A 17,804-nucleotide genomic window follows, 5' to 3' on the forward strand; every position below is an offset into this window, starting at 1 on the left:
GACCTACAACGACTGCACCTTGCCATATTTAGGCTGGTGCGAGAGCCGTCCACGACATCACGTCACAACACCGCCAGACGATGGTCGCCGTTTTGGGGGAGGTGAATCTAATGCATCGCATCTGCTTAGGTCACCAGCTGAAATGCCCGGATGTTGATCTATCGACCTTTGGATTGGCACCAGCTTTCGCTTTCATCTGAGATCGACTCACAAGCCCTTGCCTTGAATATCGCGAATGGTGTCGGAAGCCGCACGGCAGCATTTTATTCCTCGAATGCTCAAGGCGGACAGATCGTATACGCCCCCGACTTCGTCGCCGGTCCAATGTCCGCTATTTCAAATGCGCGGCCTAAAAGCCGACCGTCGCACATCCACCCTAACTCGGCCGTGCGGGCTTGCGATCCTGTCAGCTGAAACCTGCCGAACTTATAACGCTGGATGGAAGCCGCTTCCCATGAATCTGTGTCATAATGCACAAAAGCCAGGAAGATGGCGGGGGAGTTGGTCGAGAAACTCAATGTGAGAGCGATCGTAACCTAGGGCGTAACCTAAGGCAAGTCTTCGTTGAGAAAAATTCGCTTAAGTCATTGAAAAATTGGTGGACGCACTAGGGTTCGAACCTAGGACCCGCTGATTAAGAGTCAGCTGCTCTACCAACTGAGCTATGCGTCCACGCTCGGGGCCACGATGGATCATCCGATGTCCATCTCGACACGAGAGGCGCCGCATTTAGCGCGTGCGCGGCGCGATACAAGAGGCAATTTTCATTTCTTGCAAATGGGCGGCTCGACGACGGTTGCAATTCGGCCTTTCCCGGCAGGCGCGGCATTCATTTCGTCGCGCATCGACGACCCAGGCTTACGGCCTTCGCCAAAGTCGCTCAGTCCGAAATCAGCCCGCCGCTGCTGCGTTTGCGGTTCCACCTGTTCACCATCATCAGGCTGCCGATGCAGATCATGTTGGTCATCATCGACGAACCGCCATGGCTCATGAATGGCAGCGGGATACCGACGACCGGCGCCAACCCCATGACCATCATCAGGTTGATGGCGACGTAGAAGAAGATGGTGGCGGTCATCCCCGATGCCAGTAGCCGGTCGAACCGGTGTTCCGCAGCGCGCGCGACTTTCATCCCCCAGCCGAGGATCAGGCCGAAGGCGCCGATTACGAATATGCCGCCCAGCAGCCCCCATTCCTCTGCCATTGTGGCGAAAACGAAGTCGGTATGCGGTTCGGGCAGATAGTTCAGATGGCTTTGCGAGCCTTCGTTGAAACCCTTGCCGAACCACCCGCCGGACCCGATTGCGATTTTCGACTGGGTGATGTGATATCCGGTGCCCAGCGGATCGCTTTCCGGGTCGAGGAAGGTGTTCACGCGCTTCTGCTGGTACGGCTGCAGTGCGAAGAAATAGGCGAGCGGGATTGCGGCTGCGCCTGCCAGCCCGGCTCCGACAAACCATTTGAGCGGCAGGCCGGCGAGGAAGAGAACGACGCCCGCCCCGAAAACAATCGCGAGCGAGGTCCCGAGATCGGGCTGCATCAGGACCAGCGCGACAGGCATTCCGATAAGACCTGCTGCCGGCATCAGAGCGCGCCAGGTATTGATCATGCCGGTGGGCAGGGAGGCATAGAAATGGGCAAGCACCAGGACGATCGCCGGCTTCATGATCTCCGACGGCTGCAGGCGCATGAAGCCCAGGTCCAGCCAGCGCTGTGCGCCGCCCCCCAGCGCGCCCATGACCTCCACCCCGACCAGAAGGACAAGGGTGATCGCATAGATCGGATAGGCGGCAAACCGCGCCAGGTCGCGCGTGAACAGGGTCAGGATGCCGGCCATCACCAGGAATACGGCGAACCGGATGCCATGCGACATGGCATAGGGCTGGAGATTGCCGCCCGCTGCCGAGAACAGGACCAGCCCGCCGAAGCCTGTCAGCAACAGGAGCGGGAAAAGCATCCCCCATGGCTGACGGGCCACCGGGGTGGGGACGATACCGCTCACTCCGCCCGCTCCCCGCGCAATTGCTCGGCAATGGCCTCCTGCTGCGCGGCGGCGGCGCGTGCCTCTGCTTCGACGCGGGCCCCGATATCCTCGTTCCGGGCGGCGACCGGCTCGACCTGTTCACCCGCTGCCTGGGCATAGGCTGCATATTTGCGGTTGAGGCGTTCCTGCGCGGTGCCGCCCCATTGTTCCTCGTAGGTGCGCAGGGCCTCCATGCCTTTTGCCGGGTCGAAGAGGTAGGTCATGACGTCGCGCGCGATCGGGTAGGCGGAGCCGGAGCCGCCGCCATGCTCTATCACGACCGCGCCTGCGTATTTCGGGTTTTCCAGTGGAGCAAAGAACACGAACAGGCCGTGATCGCGGTATTTCCAGGGGCCGGACCGTCCATCGGAAACGCTGAGCGAGACGACCTGCGCCGTACCGGTCTTGCCCGCCATCTTCACATCGTCGAGCGGCAGGCGCGCACGGCCTGCCGTGCCGGGCCCGTTGACGACGTCGCTCATCGCCTCGCGCACCTTGATCAGGTGTTCGGAGTTGAACCCTTCGCTTTCGAACACCGGATCCTTGCCCGTTAGCAGCAGCCGCGGCTCGACATGCTTGTTCGTTGCGAGCCGTGCCGACATCACCGCCAGTTGCAACGGATTGGCAAGGTAATAGCCCTGGCCGATCGAAGCGTTGACGGTGTCGTAGGGCTGCCATGCCCGGTCGAACTTGTTCTGCTTCCAGTCCGGGCTGGGCACCGTGCCGTAGAACTGGTTGAGCACCGGCAGGTCGAATTGCTGCCCCATGCCCAGCCGCTTCGCAAAGGCGGCGACCTTGCCGAAGCCGACCTGCTGCGCGAAGTGGTAGTAATAGCTGTCGCAGCTTTGGTAAATGGCTTTCGCCATGTCGACCGTGCCGTGATTGCTCCAGCAATTGAAGAACCGGTTGCCGATGCGCCGTCCGCCGCCACACTGGATTGTCTCCGAAGGATCGACCCCGTCGAGCAGGAAGGCCATCGAATGCATCGGCTTGATCGTTGAGCCGGGCGGATAGAGGCCTTTCAGGACCTTGTTGCGCAGCGGAACGCGCTCGTCATCGCGCAGCATCGAATATTCCAGGCTGCCGATGCCGGAAGAAAAGCTGTTGGGATCGAAACTGGGCATGGATGCCATGCACAACAGGTCGCCCGTTTCGCAGTCCATCACGACGACAGAGCCGCTTTCCAGGCCGATCCGCCGCGCGGCGTAATCCTGCAGGGGTCCGTCGATCGTGGTCCTGAGGGGATCGCCCTGCACATCGGGCCGCGTGTCCAAGTCGCGCACGATGCGGCCCGATGCGGTCACCTCCACCCGGCGCGCGCCGGGTTCGCCGCGGATGACCTGCTCGAACTGTTTTTCCAGGCCGTCCTTGCCGATCTTGTAGCCCGGCGTCACGAGCAGGGGGTTCTTCTCCTCCTCATATTCTTCCGCATTGGCCACGCCGACATAGCCGATGAGATGGCCGACGCTGGGGCCGGTCGGGTAATAGCGCGAGAAACCGCGCTGCGGGATGACACCCGGCAGGTCCGGCAGGCGTAGGCTGACAGCGGCGAACTGGTCGTAATCCAGGCCGCTGGCAACCTCGACCGGCTGGTAGCTCGTGCCTTTCTCGATCTCGTCGAGGATGTCCGCCTTGCGCACCGGGTCGAGGTCCAGCAACTCGCCGAGGATCTCGACCTGCTGCTCTGCATTCACCAAACGTTCGGGAATGATATCGACCCGAAAATCGGCGCGGTTGGAGGCGAGGGGGGCGCCGTTGCGATCGAGGATCCAGCCCCGGCGCGGCGGGATCAGAGTCAGGTTGACGCGGTTGCTCTCGCTCTCGACCTCGTACCGCTCGTTCTCGGCAATCGCGATATAGCCCATGCGAACAGCCAGCAGCGTGCCGATGCCGGCCCCGAACGATCCGAGCACGAAGCTGCGCCGGTCGAAGCTGTTCTTCAGCGTCGCCCCGGTGATGATCTGCCCCGACTTCCCGCTCAGCATCAGTCGTTCACCCTGAAGCGAAGAAGGCGCAGCCGATCGAGCACCGCCACGATGCGCGCGATAACCGGGAAGATGAGGATCGAGAGCAGGATCTGGGGACCGGTTGCGATGATTGCCAACAGACTGACATCGGCCCCCGACAGGAGAGCCGCGCCGACGATTGCGACCATGATGGCAAGCGAGGCGGCCAGCCAGTCCTGCCAGAAGCTGCGCCACGGGAAGCGGGTCTCGAACGCCTCGATGGCAAGCATGGTCACGGAAAAGAACACGATACCACTGCCGAGTGGCTGTCCGCTGAACAGGTCGTCGAACAGGCCGAGGGGGAAACCGGCCCAGACAGGAAGGAGCCCCGGACGCACGAGCCGCCAGGCCAGCATCATCAGGAACCCGAGCGGCGGAACGAGCGGGATGGCGCTGACCATGGCAAGGAATGGCAGCATCGAACCGATTAGGATCGAAAGCCACGGAACGACATTGGCGAGGATCCGCGAGTGATCGCGGTTTATCCGGCTACCATATCTGTCGCGCCGCGAATTGTTGGACAGCCGCTCGATCACCGGTCGATGTCTGTGTCTGCGCCCGTGTCGCCTTCGGTCTCTCCATCCGCATCGGCCGACAGGTCGATCTCGACCGGGGTCGCCGCGCCCGAAGTTGCTGCAGGCTGGAAGATTGGATCGACCGACACGTAGTCGGTGGCCGCGGGATCGGAGATGATGCGGGCGATCCCGCCGTCATCCGTCAGCTTCGATACGATGGCGACGGCGATACCGGGGGCGTAGAACCCGCCTGCGCCGCTGGTAACGAACACGTCGCCGACCTTGAGCGGATTGATACCGAGATTGATAAGGCGGATGTCGATCTGCCCGTCGCCGCGTCCTTCGGCGAACGCGACCGTATCGTCGGTCGCGCGGCGGACCGGCACGATGCTTTCGCTGTCGGTCAGCAGGAGGACGCGCGAGCTTCTGGTGCCGACTTCCAGCACGCGGCCGACCACGCCGCGGGCGGAGCGGACGGGCATGCCCGCCTCGACACCGTCGCGGCGGCCTGCGCCGAGATAGGCGAAGCGGCGGGTGCTGGACGAACTCGACCCGATCAGGCGGGCAACCGTCACTGGCTCCCGCCCATCCTCGCGCAGCCCCAAAATGCCGCGCAGGCGGGCATTTTCCTGTTTCAGCGCCTCTGCTTCGGCAAGCCGGATGCGGGCAAGTTCGACTTCGCGCCGCAGCGCCTCGTTCTGGCTGCCCGCGCGCAGATAGCCGCGTATGTCTTCGATAAAGCCGCGACTTTCGCTGCGAACGACGGCATTCGCCTCCGCCACCGGCTTTACCGTATCGCTGGCAGCGGTCTTCGGGCCGGACATGATGTCCGGCCTGAACAGGGAAAGCGCCAGCAGGACAGCACCGATCAGCGCGCCCAGTCCGGCGACGACATACCCCGTGAACAGCCCGTATTGCGCCCTACGCGAATGGCCGGAGCGCCTGGATGATGCAGGCGGCGCCATGCGTTGCCCCTCCTCGTCCTATCAGGCCGTCATCAGGACGCCGCGATAGATCGGGTCCTCCATCGCGCGCCCCGTTCCGATGGCAACGCAAGTCAGCGGATCTTCCGCGATACTGACCGGCAGGCCGGTTTCATCGCGCAGGTGATCGTCGAGCCCTGCGATAAGCGCACCGCCGCCGGTGAGCACGATGCCCTGGTCGACGATGTCGGCAGCCAGTTCGGGCGCGGTGTTTTCCAGCGCGATGCGCACGCCTTCAACGATGGCGCCGATCGGCTCGTTCAGGGCCTCAGCCACATGGCCCTGATTGATGGTGATTTCCTTGGGCACGCCGTTCACCAGGTCGCGGCCCTTGATGACGATGCTTTCCCCGATCCCGTCGGCAGGAGCGACGGCGACGCCGTAATCCTTCTTGATCCGCTCAGCCGTGGAATCTCCGATCAGCAGGTTGTGATGTCGGCGGACGTAGGAGACGATGGCTTCGTCCATCTTGTCACCGCCGGTGCGCACCGAAGTGGTGTAGGCGAGGCCGCGCAGCGACAGCACCGCGACTTCGGTCGTGCCGCCGCCGATATCGACAACCATGGAACCGACCGGCTCCGTCACCGGCATGTCGGCGCCGATGGCGGCGGCCATGGGTTCCAGGATCAGGTAGACCGCGCTGGCACCGGCATTGCTCGCCGCATCGCGGATCGCACGCTTTTCCACCGAGGTGGAGCCGGAGGGCACACAGATCGTGATCTCGGGATAACGGAACAGGCTCTTCTTGCCGTGTACCTTGCGGATGAAGTGCTTGATCATTTCTTCCGCGATTTCGATGTCGGCGATGACGCCGTCGCGCAGCGGGCGGATGGCCTGGATGCTGTCGGGCGTCTTGCCCATCATCAGCTTGGCATCGTCGCCGACGGCCTTGACCTTGGTCTGGCCGTTGATGGTCTCGATCGCAACGACGGAGGGTTCATCCAGCACGATGCCCTGGTCCTGCACATAGACCAGCGTATTGGCCGTTCCGAGGTCGATCGCCATGTTCTGCGAACCGAATTTGAAAAGGTTGCTCAGAAAACTCATCGTGAACCGGATTCCATTGTCTTGAAGTTATTCAGAATTAGCCGTGACATTCCCGTGGGATAAGACCGTCTCTTGCGAAGCGTGCAACCCAGCGCGTTTGTGAATGCGCGTCCTTACCGAGTCGCCGGGCAGAATGCCATGCGAATTGCCAGATTGTCGGGGTAAAACCCCCCATCCGTCTCGTATAGCGGGCCACTGGTCGCTATGGTTCCGCAAATGCCGGAAATTCGTCGCCTGCCAGAACATCTCGTCAACCGGATCGCCGCTGGCGAGGTGGTCGAACGTCCGGCCGCCGCGCTGAAGGAACTGGTGGAAAACGCAGTCGATGCCGGGGCGACCCGGATTGCTGTCTCGCTGGTCGATGGCGGGCTCGCCCGGTTGGAAGTGACCGACAATGGCTGCGGGATGGAACCGGCGGCGATGGAAATGGCGCTCGAGCGCCATGCGACCTCGAAATTGCCCGATACCCTTATCGGAGAGGACCAGGCGATCGAGCGCGTGGCGACGCTGGGTTTCCGGGGGGAGGCCCTGCCTTCCATTGCCAGCGTGTCGCGCTTTACGCTGGAAAGCCGGCCACACGATGCGGACAATGGCTGGCGCCGCGTGGTCGATCACGGCGTGCTGGTGGATGAGGGGCCGGCCGCCCTGCCGCCGGGCACACGGGCGCGGGTCGAACAGGTGTTCGCCAAGGTTCCTGCCCGGCGCAAGTTCCTGCGCACGGCGCGCAGCGAATACGGCGCGTGCCTCGACATCGTGCGGCGCCTGGCAATGGCGCGGCCGGACATCGGCTTCACCCTGCAGCATGGCGACCGGCGGACCATTGCGACGCAGCCGGACGAGGCGCTGGCCGACCGCGTGGCGCAGATCGTCACGCGCGAGCTGAAGGACAACGGCGTGCTGCTCGACATGGAGCGGGGCGCCATGCGGCTGACCGGCATTGCAGGTCTGCCGACCTATAATCGCGGCGTGGCGGACCACCAGTACCTGTTCGTCAACGGTCGCCCGGTAAAGGACCGCCTGCTGGTCGGCGCGGTGCGGGGCGCCTATTCCGACATGCTGGCCCGAGATCGCCACGCCGTGCTCGCCCTGTTCCTCGACCTGCCGTCGGAAGATGTCGATGTGAACGTCCATCCGGCAAAGACGGAGGTCCGTTTCCGCGATGCGCAGGGCGTTCGCGGCTTCATCGTTTCCGGGCTCCGGCAGGCGCTATCGACGGGCGACCGGCGAAGCGCGCAGGGTCCGGACCGCGCAGCCATGGAAAGGTGGCAGCAGGAACCGGTCCGCGAGGAACCGGCACCGGCGCTGCGGTCCATCTTCGACAACCGCGACTGGAGCGCACCTGCGCAGCGCGTTGGCGAAGCTCGCCCCGGCTGGCGGGGTTACGAACAGGACGTGATGACCGCGCCGATGGGCCGCGCCGAGGAAGCGGCGCCCGTGGCGGCAGAGCAGGATTTCCCCCTGGGCATTGCGCGGGGGCAGGTTGCGAACACCTACATCGTCGCGGAATCGAAGGACGGGCTGGTTCTGGTCGACCAGCACGCGGCGCATGAGCGGCTCGTCCTCGAACGGCTGAAGGCAGCGGGGGCGGGGGAAGCGGTCGCCCGCAGCCAGGCCATGCTGATCCCCGAAGTCGTCGAGCTGGAGGAGCCGGCCTGCGACCGGCTGGAAGAGGCAGCGGACAAGCTGGACGCGCTGGGCCTTGCCATCGAACGTTTCGGTCCCGCCGCAATGCTGGTCCGTTCCATGCCTCATGCACTGGCGGGCGGCGATCCGCACAAGCTGCTGCAGGACATTGCGGACGACCTGGCGAAGCATGGCACGAGCCTGCTGCTGGGGGAGAAACTGGACCTCGTGCTGGCCACGATGGCGTGCCACGGATCGGTCAGAGCGGGGCGCACATTGCGCGTCGATGAAATGAATGCGTTGCTGCGCGAAATGGAGCGCACGCCGCGATCGGGGCAATGCAACCATGGACGGCCCACATGGGTGAAACTGGGGATGGACGATGTCGAGAAACTGTTCGGGCGTCATTAGCGCGGGGCTTGCCGCAATCCTGCTGGCAGGCTGCAACTCGGGCGAGGAAACCGCTGCCGACGAAACTGCTGCATCTCTCCAGCTTGGCGCGCTCGGTGCGCCCGATATCGAACGTCACGAAATCTACGGCACGGTCTGCGGTTTCCGCGAAGCCGGGGGTAGCATGAGGGCGCTGGCCCTGATCCAGCCCGAACAGGCATGGGTCAAGCTGGACGGCGAAGCGGTTGCGCTGCCGGTGGCCGACGATGCCGGCGAGGGGCCGCTCGGTATCGGGCTGGCCTATACCGCCGCCCCGGCGAGCCTGTCGCTGGCAGTCGAGGGTGAGGAGAAAGCATCCGGAGGCGGTCGCAGCGAAACTGGCGCCACGCTGACCGTCCGCACGGCGGCGGGTGATACAGCCGAGCTATCAGGCACGCTGCAATGTTCGTCCGGTTCCGTCTGACCGGACGCAGCCGGACGCGGTCGGGCGCGGTCGTCAATCCTCGATCGGGGCATCCCTGTCCCGGACCTCGATCAATCCGTTGCTGACCATTTCCAACACCGCTTCGCCGTGCTGGTTGTAGGTGGTGCCGCGTGACTTGAAGATACCCATTTCCCGCCGCGACTTGCTGCGGCGCTTCTCGATCACCTCGGTCTCTACCCGCAACGTATCGCCGGGATAGACGGGTTTCTTCCAGCGCAGCTGGTCGACCCCGGGCGAACCCAGCCCTGCCTGCGCATTGTCCTTCATGTTATCGACCATCATCCGCATGGTCATGGCGCAGGTGTGCCACCCGCTTGCCGAGATGCGGCCGAAATGGGTCGCTGCCGCGGCGTCTGCGTCGAGATGGAAAGCCTGCGGGTCGTATTTCGAGGCGAATTCCCGAACCTCTTCCGCCGTGACTTCGTAACGGCCGAAACTTGAACGCGATCCGACCTCTATATCTTCGTAATACAGCATGGCGCGACACTACGCGTTAAAGGGTAGGGCGCAAGAGCATCCAGATCGCCATCCCGACCATGGCAAGATTTTCGCTGAGCGAGATGAAGCCGAGTGGGACATCACCGCTGCCCCCTACACAGGCGCATTTGATGTCGCGTTTCTGGACGTACACGGCGTAGAACACGCTCACCGCACCGATCGTCCCGATGACGAGGGCCACCGGAATCGAGATCCACGGCAGGATCCGCCCGGCCATCAGCACCGCAGCCGCCGCCTCCAGGAAAGGATAGGCGTAGGCATAGGGGACGAAGCGCTGCCCCAGCAGGTCATAGCCGACAAACATGGTCGAGAACTGCTCGACATCCTGCAATTTCAGCATGGCCAGCATTGCCATCGAAAAGGCGACGAACCATTCGGCCGTGCGGATGTGGAGCGGTGTGCCGTAGACGAAAAACGCGAGGGAGACGGCGAGGGCCAGTCCGACCGCGAACACTGCCAGGACCGGCGTATAACTCTTGCCGCCATCGTCCTTGTCGCGGCCGAAATGGGCGCGAAGCGCATCGTATCCGCCCAATCGCTCCCCGCCGATAAAGGTCTGCGGCGTGGTCTTCACGCCGTGCTTTTCCTTGAACGCGTCGGTTTCCTCGCGCGTGGTCAGGTGGTGGTCCTCCACCGTATATCCCTCACGCTCGAGCAGGTATTTGGACTTCGTACCGTAGGGACAGACGTGCTTGTCCATCACCATGCGGTAAAGGCGGGCGACCTTCCGGACGCCCGCCTGTGCGTTGCTGTCGGTAGTATTGGTCATCAGGTTCGGAACTTGGGGACACCTGCGCTGGAGTCCAGTTCCGGAATGATACGATACCGGGCGAGGATCAGGCTGAAGATGCCGAACAGCAGCAGACCGATCGCCGTGAGTGTGAAGATGATGCCTTCACCGGCAAGGCTGGCCACGGCATCGCCCAGCGTCTTCACCTGGTCGCTTCCACCGGACATGAAGCCCGCCTGGAACAGCGACCAGCCGATGACGACATAGACGACTGCCCGGGCCAGGAAGCCCGCGCCGCCCAGCCAGCGGGTAAAGTCCGGGGCCTGCCCGCTGATGCGGTGCATGAAGCTGCCGGTGATGCCCTTCTTCGCCTGATGGAATGCTGCCACGAACAGCGCGATGCCGAGCAGGCCGAGAACGACGCCGCCCAGTTCGAAACCGAGGACACCGGACGCCGCTTCCTGCGCGCCGCCGCCGCTGCCGCCCGAGCCGCCGCCTTCGCTCGTCGCGAAACGGTAGGCGGAATAGGCGAGGGCGAGGTGGGCGATGCCGCTACCGGCATGGCCGATCCGCTTGCCCCAGCCTTTCGCGTCGGAGCCATTGTTCTCGATATCGAAGAACAGCGAGCAGAAACGGAACAGGGCATAGGCGATCAGGCCGATGACCATGATCCACAGGATCGCGGTGCCCAGCGGATAGTCCTCGATGGCGCGGAACACGCCATTGGTGCCTTCGGCGATCTTGCTGGCGCTCGTGAGGGCGATCAGGCCCAGCACGGTGTATAGGATCGCGCGGCTGAAATAGCCGACCCGCACCAACCAATTGAATTTCTCGGACTTGTCTACCACGTAAATATCTCCCCTGCTGGTTGCCTGTTGCAACGGGCGAGGGGGGAAATGGGTCCGGCCGATCAGACGTTGAACTTGAACAGCATCACGTCGCCGTCCTGGACGAGGTATTCCTTGCCTTCCTGCCGCAGCTTGCCGGCTTCGCGCGCCGCGCTTTCGCCGCCCAGCGCCACGTAATCGTCGTAGGCAATGGTTTCTGCGCGGATGAAGCCCTTCTCGAAGTCGGTATGGATTTCACCGGCAGCCTGCGGAGCCCTGGCACCGGCAGGGAATGTCCAGGCGCGCGATTCCTTCGGACCGGCCGTGAAGAAGGTGTTGAGACCGAGCAGTTTGTAACCGGCGCGGATCACGCGGGCGAGCCCGCTTTCCTCCAGGCCCAGTTCGGACAGGTACTCGGCGCGTTCCTCGCCCTCCATCGCAACCAGTTCGGCCTCGATGGCGGCGGATACGACAACGGCCTGCGCGCCTTCGGCCTCGGCCTTCTCGAACACGCGGGCGGAGAGGGCGTTGCCGTCCGCCGCATCTTCCTCGGCGACATTGCAGACATACAGAACGGGTTTGGCGGTCAGCAATTGCGCCTGCGCGAACAGCCGCTCTTCCTCGTCATCCCTGGGTTCGACGAGGCGGGCGGGCTTGCCCTCCTTCAGCAGCTCCAGCGCCTGTCCCAGGACACTGGCGAGAGCCTTCGCCTCCTTGTCCCCTGCGGTCGCGCGCTTTTCCGCATTGGCGACGCGCTTCTCCAGGCTTTCCATGTCGGCCAGCGCCAGTTCGGTCTCTACCACCTCGGCATCGGCGATGGGATCGACCTTGTTGCTGACGTGCTGGATGTCGTCATCCTCGAAACAGCGCAGCACGTGGACGATGGCATCGACTTCGCGGATATTGCCGAGGAACTGGTTGCCCAGGCCCTCTCCGCTCGACGCGCCTTTCACCAGGCCGGCAATGTCGGTGAAGCCCAATTGGGTGTGGATCACCTTCGCACTCTTGGCGATGCCGGCGATCTTCTCCAGTCGTTCGTCCGGGACCGCGACCTGCCCGACATTGGGCTCGATCGTGCAGAACGGATAGTTCGCGGCCTGTGCAGCCTGCGTTTCGGTGAGGGCATTGAAAAGGGTGGACTTGCCGACATTGGGCAGGCCGACAATCCCGCAGCGGAATCCCATGGGGGTGCTCCAGTAATGAGGTTTCGCGCGCCCTTAGCGGGGCGCGGCCGGCTTTACCAGTTCTTACGCCGGTTGATCGGCCGGCGGAGCCCGAGAGAGGCGATGGGCCGAACCCGTGGTGTCAGTCGTGCACCGCCTTGATAAGCGGACCGTAGCCGCTCTCGCCCAGCCATGCGAGCTGGGTTTCGCGGGTCGCCTTGTTGATCCCGACCTGCGGGATGCGGCTGCCGCTGACCTCGGCACGCAGCGGACGCGTGCCCGCCGGCATGGCGATCGTCCGGGCGATCAGGCGCGGTATGTCCATCGGATCGGCGGAGCGTCCCGAACCGTCCTCGGTCCCCATGCGGGCGACGACCTGCGGATAGCCGGAAATATGGATGTCCTGCGCCCGCTCTTTCAGCGCCTTTGTATAGATGTTGCGATTGACCCAGACCTCGGTCGGATAGCCGCCCGGCTCTACGATGGTCACGTCGATATTGTGGGGCACCAGTTCGTAGGCCATCGCCTCGCTGGTCGCTTCCAGCGCGAATTTGGTTGGCGAGTAGTGGCCGGAATAGGGGATGATGACCCGGCCAAGCTGGCTGGAAATCTGGAAGATCTGTCCGCCGCCCTTCGCGCGCATTCCCGGAAGCACGGCACGGGCCATGCGGTGCGCGCCGAAGACGTTGGTATCGTACATGAGCATGGTCGCTTCCATGTCCTGCACCTCGATCGGGCCCGACAGGCCGATGCCGGCATTGTTGACCAGCACGTCAAGCCCGCCGCCGTTCAGGCGCTCCGCTTCCTCGACGCCGGCCATCACGCTCTCGTCGTCGGTCACGTCGATCTCGATGATGTAGAGCTGCAAGCCTTCTGCCATCGCTAGGTTGCGCAGTTCGTCCGCCTCGGGCCGGGGCATGTTGCGCATCGTTGCGAATACCTTCGCGCCGAGGCGCGCGTAATGCTCCGCCCCCAACCGGCCGAAGCCGGAAGAGCAGCCGGTGATGAGAACCGACTTGCCCGAAAGGTCTGACGTCGCCTCGACTAGGTCGGCCTGTGCGCGCAGCGAGGTCGCGGCGAGGGCGCCGGTGGCAGCAGCGCCGGCAAGGAGCGAGCGGCGGGTGAGGGCGGTCATACAGTATCTCCAGACATCGACGGCACGGCAGGTTTCGGGGTTCGGCATGAGCCTGCCGGAAGCGTTCCCGTCACCTTTTTTTCAGGTTTACCCTGTAGCGCGCAGCACATGCAAATATCCAAGCCAAAACACGCATCCGCCTTTCGCAGACGCGCCCTGACCGCGTTCGCCGGGCTGGCCATGTTGAGTGCCTGCAGCGAACCGAGCGTGGCCGACCGGATTGCGCGTGCCGAAAGCAACCTGCAATCGGGCGATCTGAAGGCCGCGCGTCTCGACCTGATTTCGGTGGTGAACGAACAGCCGGACAACCGCGACGCTCGCCTGAAACTGGCGCAGACCTACCTCGCGCTGGAAGACGGCGAAGGAGCCTGGTCGCAGCTCGACGCGCTGGGGGACACTCGGGCCGATCTCGCGGTCCTGCGCGCCGAGGCGGAACTTTACCGCGGACGACCTGCCAAAGCGCTGGAGCTGGCAGCGACGACCGACGACGCGGATGCCCACCGCATCAGGGCCCGCGCGCATGTCGCGCTCGGCGACTTCGATGCGGCCCGCAGCGAACTGGAAAAAGGCGTCGAAGCGTCACCCGGCGATGCTGCCATCCTGTCGGATTATGCCCTGTTCGCACTCGCGGACGGGGACACGCCCAAAGCGAGCGAGCTTACCCGGCGTGCGGCCAAGGCTGCGCCGGATGCCATCGGCACGCGCCTCGCGATGGGACGCCTCGCGCTTGCAAAGGAGTCACCCGACCGTGCGCTGTCGCATTTCGATGCGATCTTGGAACAGCGTGCCGACCATGCCGCCGCAGTCATCGGCAAGGCGGATGCGCTTGGCGAGCTGGGCCAGCTGGACGCGCTGGAGGATTTCCTCGACGCCAATGAAGCCACCCTGGGAAGCGACCTGAGATTCGCCGTCCTCCAGGCCCGCCTAGCCGCGACGAGAGGCGAATGGGAAGAGGTGCGCTCTCTCCTGCAATCGCGGGAGAAAGAACTGCGCGACCAGCCCGAGGGAGCCTATATCTACGCCACAGCGCTCACGCAGCTGGGCAATCGCGAACTGGCGCGAACCTATCTGACGCGGCTGGAGACACGGTATCCGGGCGACCCGCGCGTCGCCCAGCTTCGTTCGCGGATCCAGTCTTCCGACTGACCGGGCGCGAAACACGCGGATACGAAAAAGGGCGGGCCGCATCACGCGACCCGCCCTTTTTTTTGGCTTGCATAGTGTCGGTCGGTCAGCCGACGAGCTTGCGCCGACGGGTGCGAGCGAGGCCGATCCCGACCAGGCCCAGGCCGAACAGGCCGAGCATGCCCGGCTCGGGAACCTGCGTACCGCCCGACGTGCTGCCGCCCGAGGTCGAACCGCCGCTGGTCGTCGTGGTCGAGCCGCCCGTAGTGGTCGAGCCACCCGACGTCGTGGAACCGCCGGACGTGGTGGAACCGCCGCTGCTGGTGCTGCCGCCGCTGGAACCGGTGTAGTGACCGCAATCCCAATAGTGCGCGTGCGTACCGCCGCCGCCCCAGTTGCCCCAGTTGCCCCACGTGCTCCACCAGGTGGCGGATGCGGGCGTTGCCAGAGACAGTCCGGCGATTGCTGCCGTTGCGAAAAGAAGTTTCCGAGCCATAACGTCGTTCCCCTGAGAATGGTTTACGACTTGGAATGCAGCTTGCGTGCCAGTTCCCGCCAGCTGCGGCTTGTAATGGTTAACGGGCTTTTCGAGCGCAGGGAGTTGTCAAGAAAATCGACAATTTTCGCTGGGATCCGGCGGGCGGCGGGCTAGTCCTGCATCCGCAGCGCGACGTCGCTGGCGAAGCGGGCGTCGTCGCCTTTGGCCAGCCATTCCGCCTCTGCACCGACGGCGGCGAGCATCTGGACCAGATCGTCTTGCTCGCCCTTGGGATAGTTGCCCAGGACGTGGCCGTGCACCGCGTCCTTGTGTCCGGGATGACCGATGCCGAGCCGGATGCGGCGGTAATCAGTGCCGACATGCTGCCCGATGGACCGCAGGCCGTTATGGCCGGCATGGCCGCCACCCCGCTTCACCTTCACCTTGTACGGCGCGATGTCGAGCTCGTCATGGAAGACGGTGAGGGCGCCTTCGTCCAGCTTGTAGAAACGCAGCGCCTCGCCGACGCTTCGGCCGCTCTCGTTCATGAATGTCGCCGGCTTCAGCAGGACGATCTTCTCGGGCCCGATGCGGCCTTCCTGCACCCAGCCGGAGAACTTCTTCTGCACCGGGCCGAAGCCGTGCATGTTGGCGATGACGTCGACCGCCATGAAGCCGACATTGTGGCGGTTCATCGTGTATTTCGGCCCTGGATTGCCGAGCCCTGTCCAGATCTGCATGCGGGCTGGATAGAGAAGTGCGCGTGCGAGGCAATGTTTGAGTTTCGGCAGGGTCCCTCTTGGCGACCGCGCAAAGGCTTGCGGTTTCGAATGGTCGCAGCTTGATGGACCGATGGCGAAGCCCGGTCGGCGACGAGCCGACCGCAAGGGCGACTGCCCGCCCGCAGCGAAGTGCCCAAAGGGCACGAGAGCGAGGAAACCGCACGCCGAACGGCGTGCGCAAACAAAAACGCCGGCCTCTCTCGAGACCGGCGTTTCGTGTTTCGAATGACGCAGAGCTTATTCGCTCTTGTCTTCCTGTTCCTGCGCAGCGTCGTCGTCCGGACCCTGCTCGGTGGCAGCGGTTTCGCCCGGCTCCATGCCTTCGCCGGTCTGGTCGTCGCCTTCGCTCTTCTTGAGAGCGGACGGGGCAACCAGCGTGGCGATCGTGAAGTCGCGGTCCGTGATGGCGCTTTCGCTGCCTTCGGGAAGGGTGACTTCGCTGATGTGGATCGAGTCGCCGACTTCCTTGCCTTCGACGTTGATTTCGATCTCGCCCGGGATCTTGTCCGCATCGCAGACCAGTTCCAGCTCGTGACGGACCACGTTCAGGACGCCGCCCTTCTTCAGGCCGGGGCTGGTTTCTTCATTGATGAAGACGACCGGGACGCTGACGTCGATCTTCGCGCCCTTCGCAAGACGGAAGAAATCGGCGTGGATCGGACGGTCGGTGACCGGGTGGAAAGCGACATCCTTGGGGATGGTGCGAACCTTCTTGCCGCCGATCTCGATGCTGACGAGGGAGTTCATGAAGTGGCCGGTCATCAGCTGACGGACCAGTTCCTTCTCCTCGACGTGGATCGGGGTGGGTTCTTCCTTGCCGCCATAGACAACGGCGGGAACACGGCCTTCGCGACGCAGTGCACGGGAGGCTCCCTTGCCTGCCCGTTCGCGCGTTTCGGCCGGCAGGTTCAGAGCATCGCTCATATCGCTTACCTTTCAAAATGCATGTGCTGTAATATCCGGATCCACCACGCCTCCAGGGATGACCATGGTGTCCGGAGCCGCGGCCCTTACGGGCGCAGGCGGGCAAAAGCAAGGGATTTGGCCGCTGCATCCGCGCATCGGGAACGGTTGACCGACGTGGTCGCCGCTACCGCATCCGGGTGACGGTGTAGCCTGCCGCTCGAAGAAGCACTGGCAAGCCCTCCGGCCCGCCCATATGCCCCGCGCCAACGGCAATCAGCGGGCGGGGGCGCTGTTCCAGCATGGCGGTGATGACCGGCATCCAGGCCCTGTTGCGGCCCTCGACCAGCGCCTCGCGCAGTTCGGGGTCGTCCAGCAGGCTTTCCTCTCCCGGGTCGAGCATTCCCTCGACATCGCCTGCCAGCCAGCGCTCGGCGGTCTTGCGGCCTGCGTCGCCGCCCCGCATTGCTTCCTTGATCGTCACGGCCAGAAGCTCTCGCTGGTCCTCTTCGGGCAGGCTATCGAAAACGCCGAGCTGCGCCACGGCTCCTTCCACTTCGCGGACGGGCCTGCCGGGGCGGAACGTTTCGATCAGGGCCTTGTCCACGCCGTTGGCCTTGTCATTGGAAGATTGGGCTTCCTGCGCCAGGATCAGCGCGGCGCCCCACGTCTCGACAGCGGTGAAGTCATTCGGACCGTAGGGGCTGCGCCTGACCAGTTCGGCCAGTTGGGAATGCAGTTCCGCCGGAACGCGCTGCGTCAGGGCAGGCTGGCCCGGCGTATGGGACAGGCGAGCGAAGACGGCGGCAATGGCGTCCCCGTCGTCCAGAGCGGCAATCTCGACCGCGAGCAGGTCAGCTTCCTCCACCGCCAGCATGACCGCTTCGCTGCGCCAGCGCGCATTGCCGGGCAGGGCGTGGATGGTCCCGAACAGCCAGCCTTCGACTTCTCCATCGGCAGAGGCGATTTCCCAGATGGCCGGTGTGCCGTGAATTGGTGGCGAGGGCGGTTTGCGAGCATCGTCGCACGACGCCGCAGCCAGCAGGACGCTGCCTGCCAGCACTGACTTCAGCAAACGCCGCCAGACTTTCA

General features: G+C 64.1%; 17 protein-coding genes and 1 tRNA gene. 3 read left to right on the forward strand and 15 right to left on the reverse strand.

Annotated features, from left to right (window positions below; genetic code table 11):
* Window positions 1–596 precede the first annotated feature (596 nt).
* The 6 genes from ACGHJ7_RS06515 to ACGHJ7_RS06540 form a co-directional block, all read right to left on the reverse strand.
* A tRNA-Lys gene (locus ACGHJ7_RS06515) sits at window positions 597–672 on the reverse strand.
* A 208-nt stretch (window positions 673–880) separates the two neighbouring features.
* Window positions 881–1,957, reverse strand: coding sequence for a rod shape-determining protein RodA (rodA, locus tag ACGHJ7_RS06520; RefSeq protein ID WP_390475971.1), 1,077 nt, complete (start codon window positions 1,955–1,957; stop codon window positions 881–883).
* 41 nt (window positions 1,958–1,998) lie between these two features.
* Window positions 1,999–4,008 (reverse strand): penicillin-binding protein 2, encoded by a 2,010-nt coding sequence (gene mrdA, locus ACGHJ7_RS06525; RefSeq protein WP_390475624.1) that lies wholly within the window; start codon window positions 4,006–4,008, stop codon window positions 1,999–2,001.
* Window positions 4,008–4,565, reverse strand: a complete 558-nt coding sequence (mreD, locus tag ACGHJ7_RS06530; protein ID WP_390475626.1) for a rod shape-determining protein MreD — start codon at window positions 4,563–4,565, stop codon at window positions 4,008–4,010. Before mreD ends, mrdA begins: the two co-directional genes overlap by 1 nt.
* The gene (gene mreC / locus ACGHJ7_RS06535) at window positions 4,562–5,509 is read right to left on the reverse strand and encodes a rod shape-determining protein MreC (RefSeq protein WP_390475628.1); all 948 of its coding nucleotides are present in this window, start codon (window positions 5,507–5,509) and stop codon (window positions 4,562–4,564) included. The genes mreD and mreC overlap by 4 nt, the downstream gene beginning before the upstream one ends.
* A gap of 21 nt (window positions 5,510–5,530) precedes the next feature.
* The gene (locus ACGHJ7_RS06540; protein ID WP_390475629.1) at window positions 5,531–6,574 is read right to left on the reverse strand and encodes a rod shape-determining protein; all 1,044 of its coding nucleotides are present in this window, start codon (window positions 6,572–6,574) and stop codon (window positions 5,531–5,533) included.
* A gap of 216 nt (window positions 6,575–6,790) precedes the next feature.
* Between ACGHJ7_RS06540 and mutL the strand changes: the two genes are divergently transcribed.
* Both mutL and ACGHJ7_RS06550 read left to right on the forward strand, forming a co-directional pair.
* On the forward strand, window positions 6,791–8,608 hold the full coding sequence (gene mutL, locus ACGHJ7_RS06545; RefSeq protein WP_390475630.1) for a DNA mismatch repair endonuclease MutL: 1,818 nt from the start codon (window positions 6,791–6,793) through the stop codon (window positions 8,606–8,608).
* On the forward strand, window positions 8,580–9,050 hold the full coding sequence (locus tag ACGHJ7_RS06550) for a hypothetical protein (RefSeq protein ID WP_390475632.1): 471 nt from the start codon (window positions 8,580–8,582) through the stop codon (window positions 9,048–9,050). The genes mutL and ACGHJ7_RS06550 overlap by 29 nt, the downstream gene beginning before the upstream one ends.
* A 33-nt stretch (window positions 9,051–9,083) precedes the next feature.
* On the opposite strand, the gene ACGHJ7_RS06555 is transcribed toward ACGHJ7_RS06550, so the two are convergent.
* The 5 genes from ACGHJ7_RS06555 to ACGHJ7_RS06575 all read right to left on the reverse strand — a co-directional run bounded on the left by ACGHJ7_RS06555 (window position 9,084) and on the right by ACGHJ7_RS06575 (window position 13,424).
* Window positions 9,084–9,548: a MaoC family dehydratase gene (locus tag ACGHJ7_RS06555; RefSeq protein ID WP_390475634.1), complete on the reverse strand. Its 465-nt coding sequence runs from the start codon at window positions 9,546–9,548 to the stop codon at window positions 9,084–9,086.
* 16 nt (window positions 9,549–9,564) lie between these two features.
* Window positions 9,565–10,338 (reverse strand): MauE/DoxX family redox-associated membrane protein, encoded by a 774-nt coding sequence (locus ACGHJ7_RS06560; RefSeq protein ID WP_390475636.1) that lies wholly within the window; start codon window positions 10,336–10,338, stop codon window positions 9,565–9,567.
* Complete coding sequence (locus ACGHJ7_RS06565; RefSeq protein ID WP_390475638.1) at window positions 10,338–11,147, reverse strand: DUF1206 domain-containing protein; 810 nt, start codon at window positions 11,145–11,147, stop codon at window positions 10,338–10,340. The genes ACGHJ7_RS06560 and ACGHJ7_RS06565 overlap by 1 nt, the downstream gene beginning before the upstream one ends.
* A 62-nt stretch (window positions 11,148–11,209) precedes the next feature.
* A complete protein-coding gene (gene ychF, locus ACGHJ7_RS06570) occupies window positions 11,210–12,310 on the reverse strand; it encodes a redox-regulated ATPase YchF (RefSeq protein ID WP_390475640.1) in 1,101 nt (366 codons plus the stop codon).
* 121 nt (window positions 12,311–12,431) lie between these two features.
* On the reverse strand, window positions 12,432–13,424 hold the full coding sequence (locus ACGHJ7_RS06575; protein ID WP_390475642.1) for an SDR family oxidoreductase: 993 nt from the start codon (window positions 13,422–13,424) through the stop codon (window positions 12,432–12,434).
* 180 nt (window positions 13,425–13,604) lie between these two features.
* Here ACGHJ7_RS06575 and ACGHJ7_RS06580 point away from each other — a divergent pair, with 180 nt between their 5' ends.
* Complete coding sequence (locus ACGHJ7_RS06580) at window positions 13,605–14,570, forward strand: tetratricopeptide repeat protein (protein WP_390475645.1); 966 nt, start codon at window positions 13,605–13,607, stop codon at window positions 14,568–14,570.
* A gap of 85 nt (window positions 14,571–14,655) precedes the next feature.
* On the opposite strand, the gene ACGHJ7_RS06585 is transcribed toward ACGHJ7_RS06580, so the two are convergent.
* The 4 genes from ACGHJ7_RS06585 to ACGHJ7_RS06600 all read right to left on the reverse strand — a co-directional run bounded on the left by ACGHJ7_RS06585 (window position 14,656) and on the right by ACGHJ7_RS06600 (window position 17,787).
* Complete coding sequence (locus ACGHJ7_RS06585) at window positions 14,656–15,045, reverse strand: PEP-CTERM sorting domain-containing protein (protein WP_390475648.1); 390 nt, start codon at window positions 15,043–15,045, stop codon at window positions 14,656–14,658.
* 152 nt (window positions 15,046–15,197) lie between these two features.
* Complete coding sequence (gene pth, locus ACGHJ7_RS06590) at window positions 15,198–15,767, reverse strand: aminoacyl-tRNA hydrolase (protein ID WP_390475650.1); 570 nt, start codon at window positions 15,765–15,767, stop codon at window positions 15,198–15,200.
* 279 nt (window positions 15,768–16,046) lie between these two features.
* A complete protein-coding gene (locus tag ACGHJ7_RS06595; protein WP_390475652.1) occupies window positions 16,047–16,733 on the reverse strand; it encodes a 50S ribosomal protein L25/general stress protein Ctc in 687 nt (228 codons plus the stop codon).
* 166 nt (window positions 16,734–16,899) lie between these two features.
* Window positions 16,900–17,787 carry a TraB/GumN family protein gene (locus ACGHJ7_RS06600; RefSeq protein WP_390475654.1) on the reverse strand — a complete coding sequence of 296 codons (888 nt, stop codon included), beginning with the start codon at window positions 17,785–17,787 and terminating at the stop codon, window positions 16,900–16,902.
* Window positions 17,788–17,804: the final 17 nt, after the last annotated feature.

This window comes from Altererythrobacter sp. MTPC7, from assembly GCF_042851395.1.
Taxonomy (GTDB): Bacteria; Pseudomonadota; Alphaproteobacteria; order Sphingomonadales; family Sphingomonadaceae; genus CAJXSN01.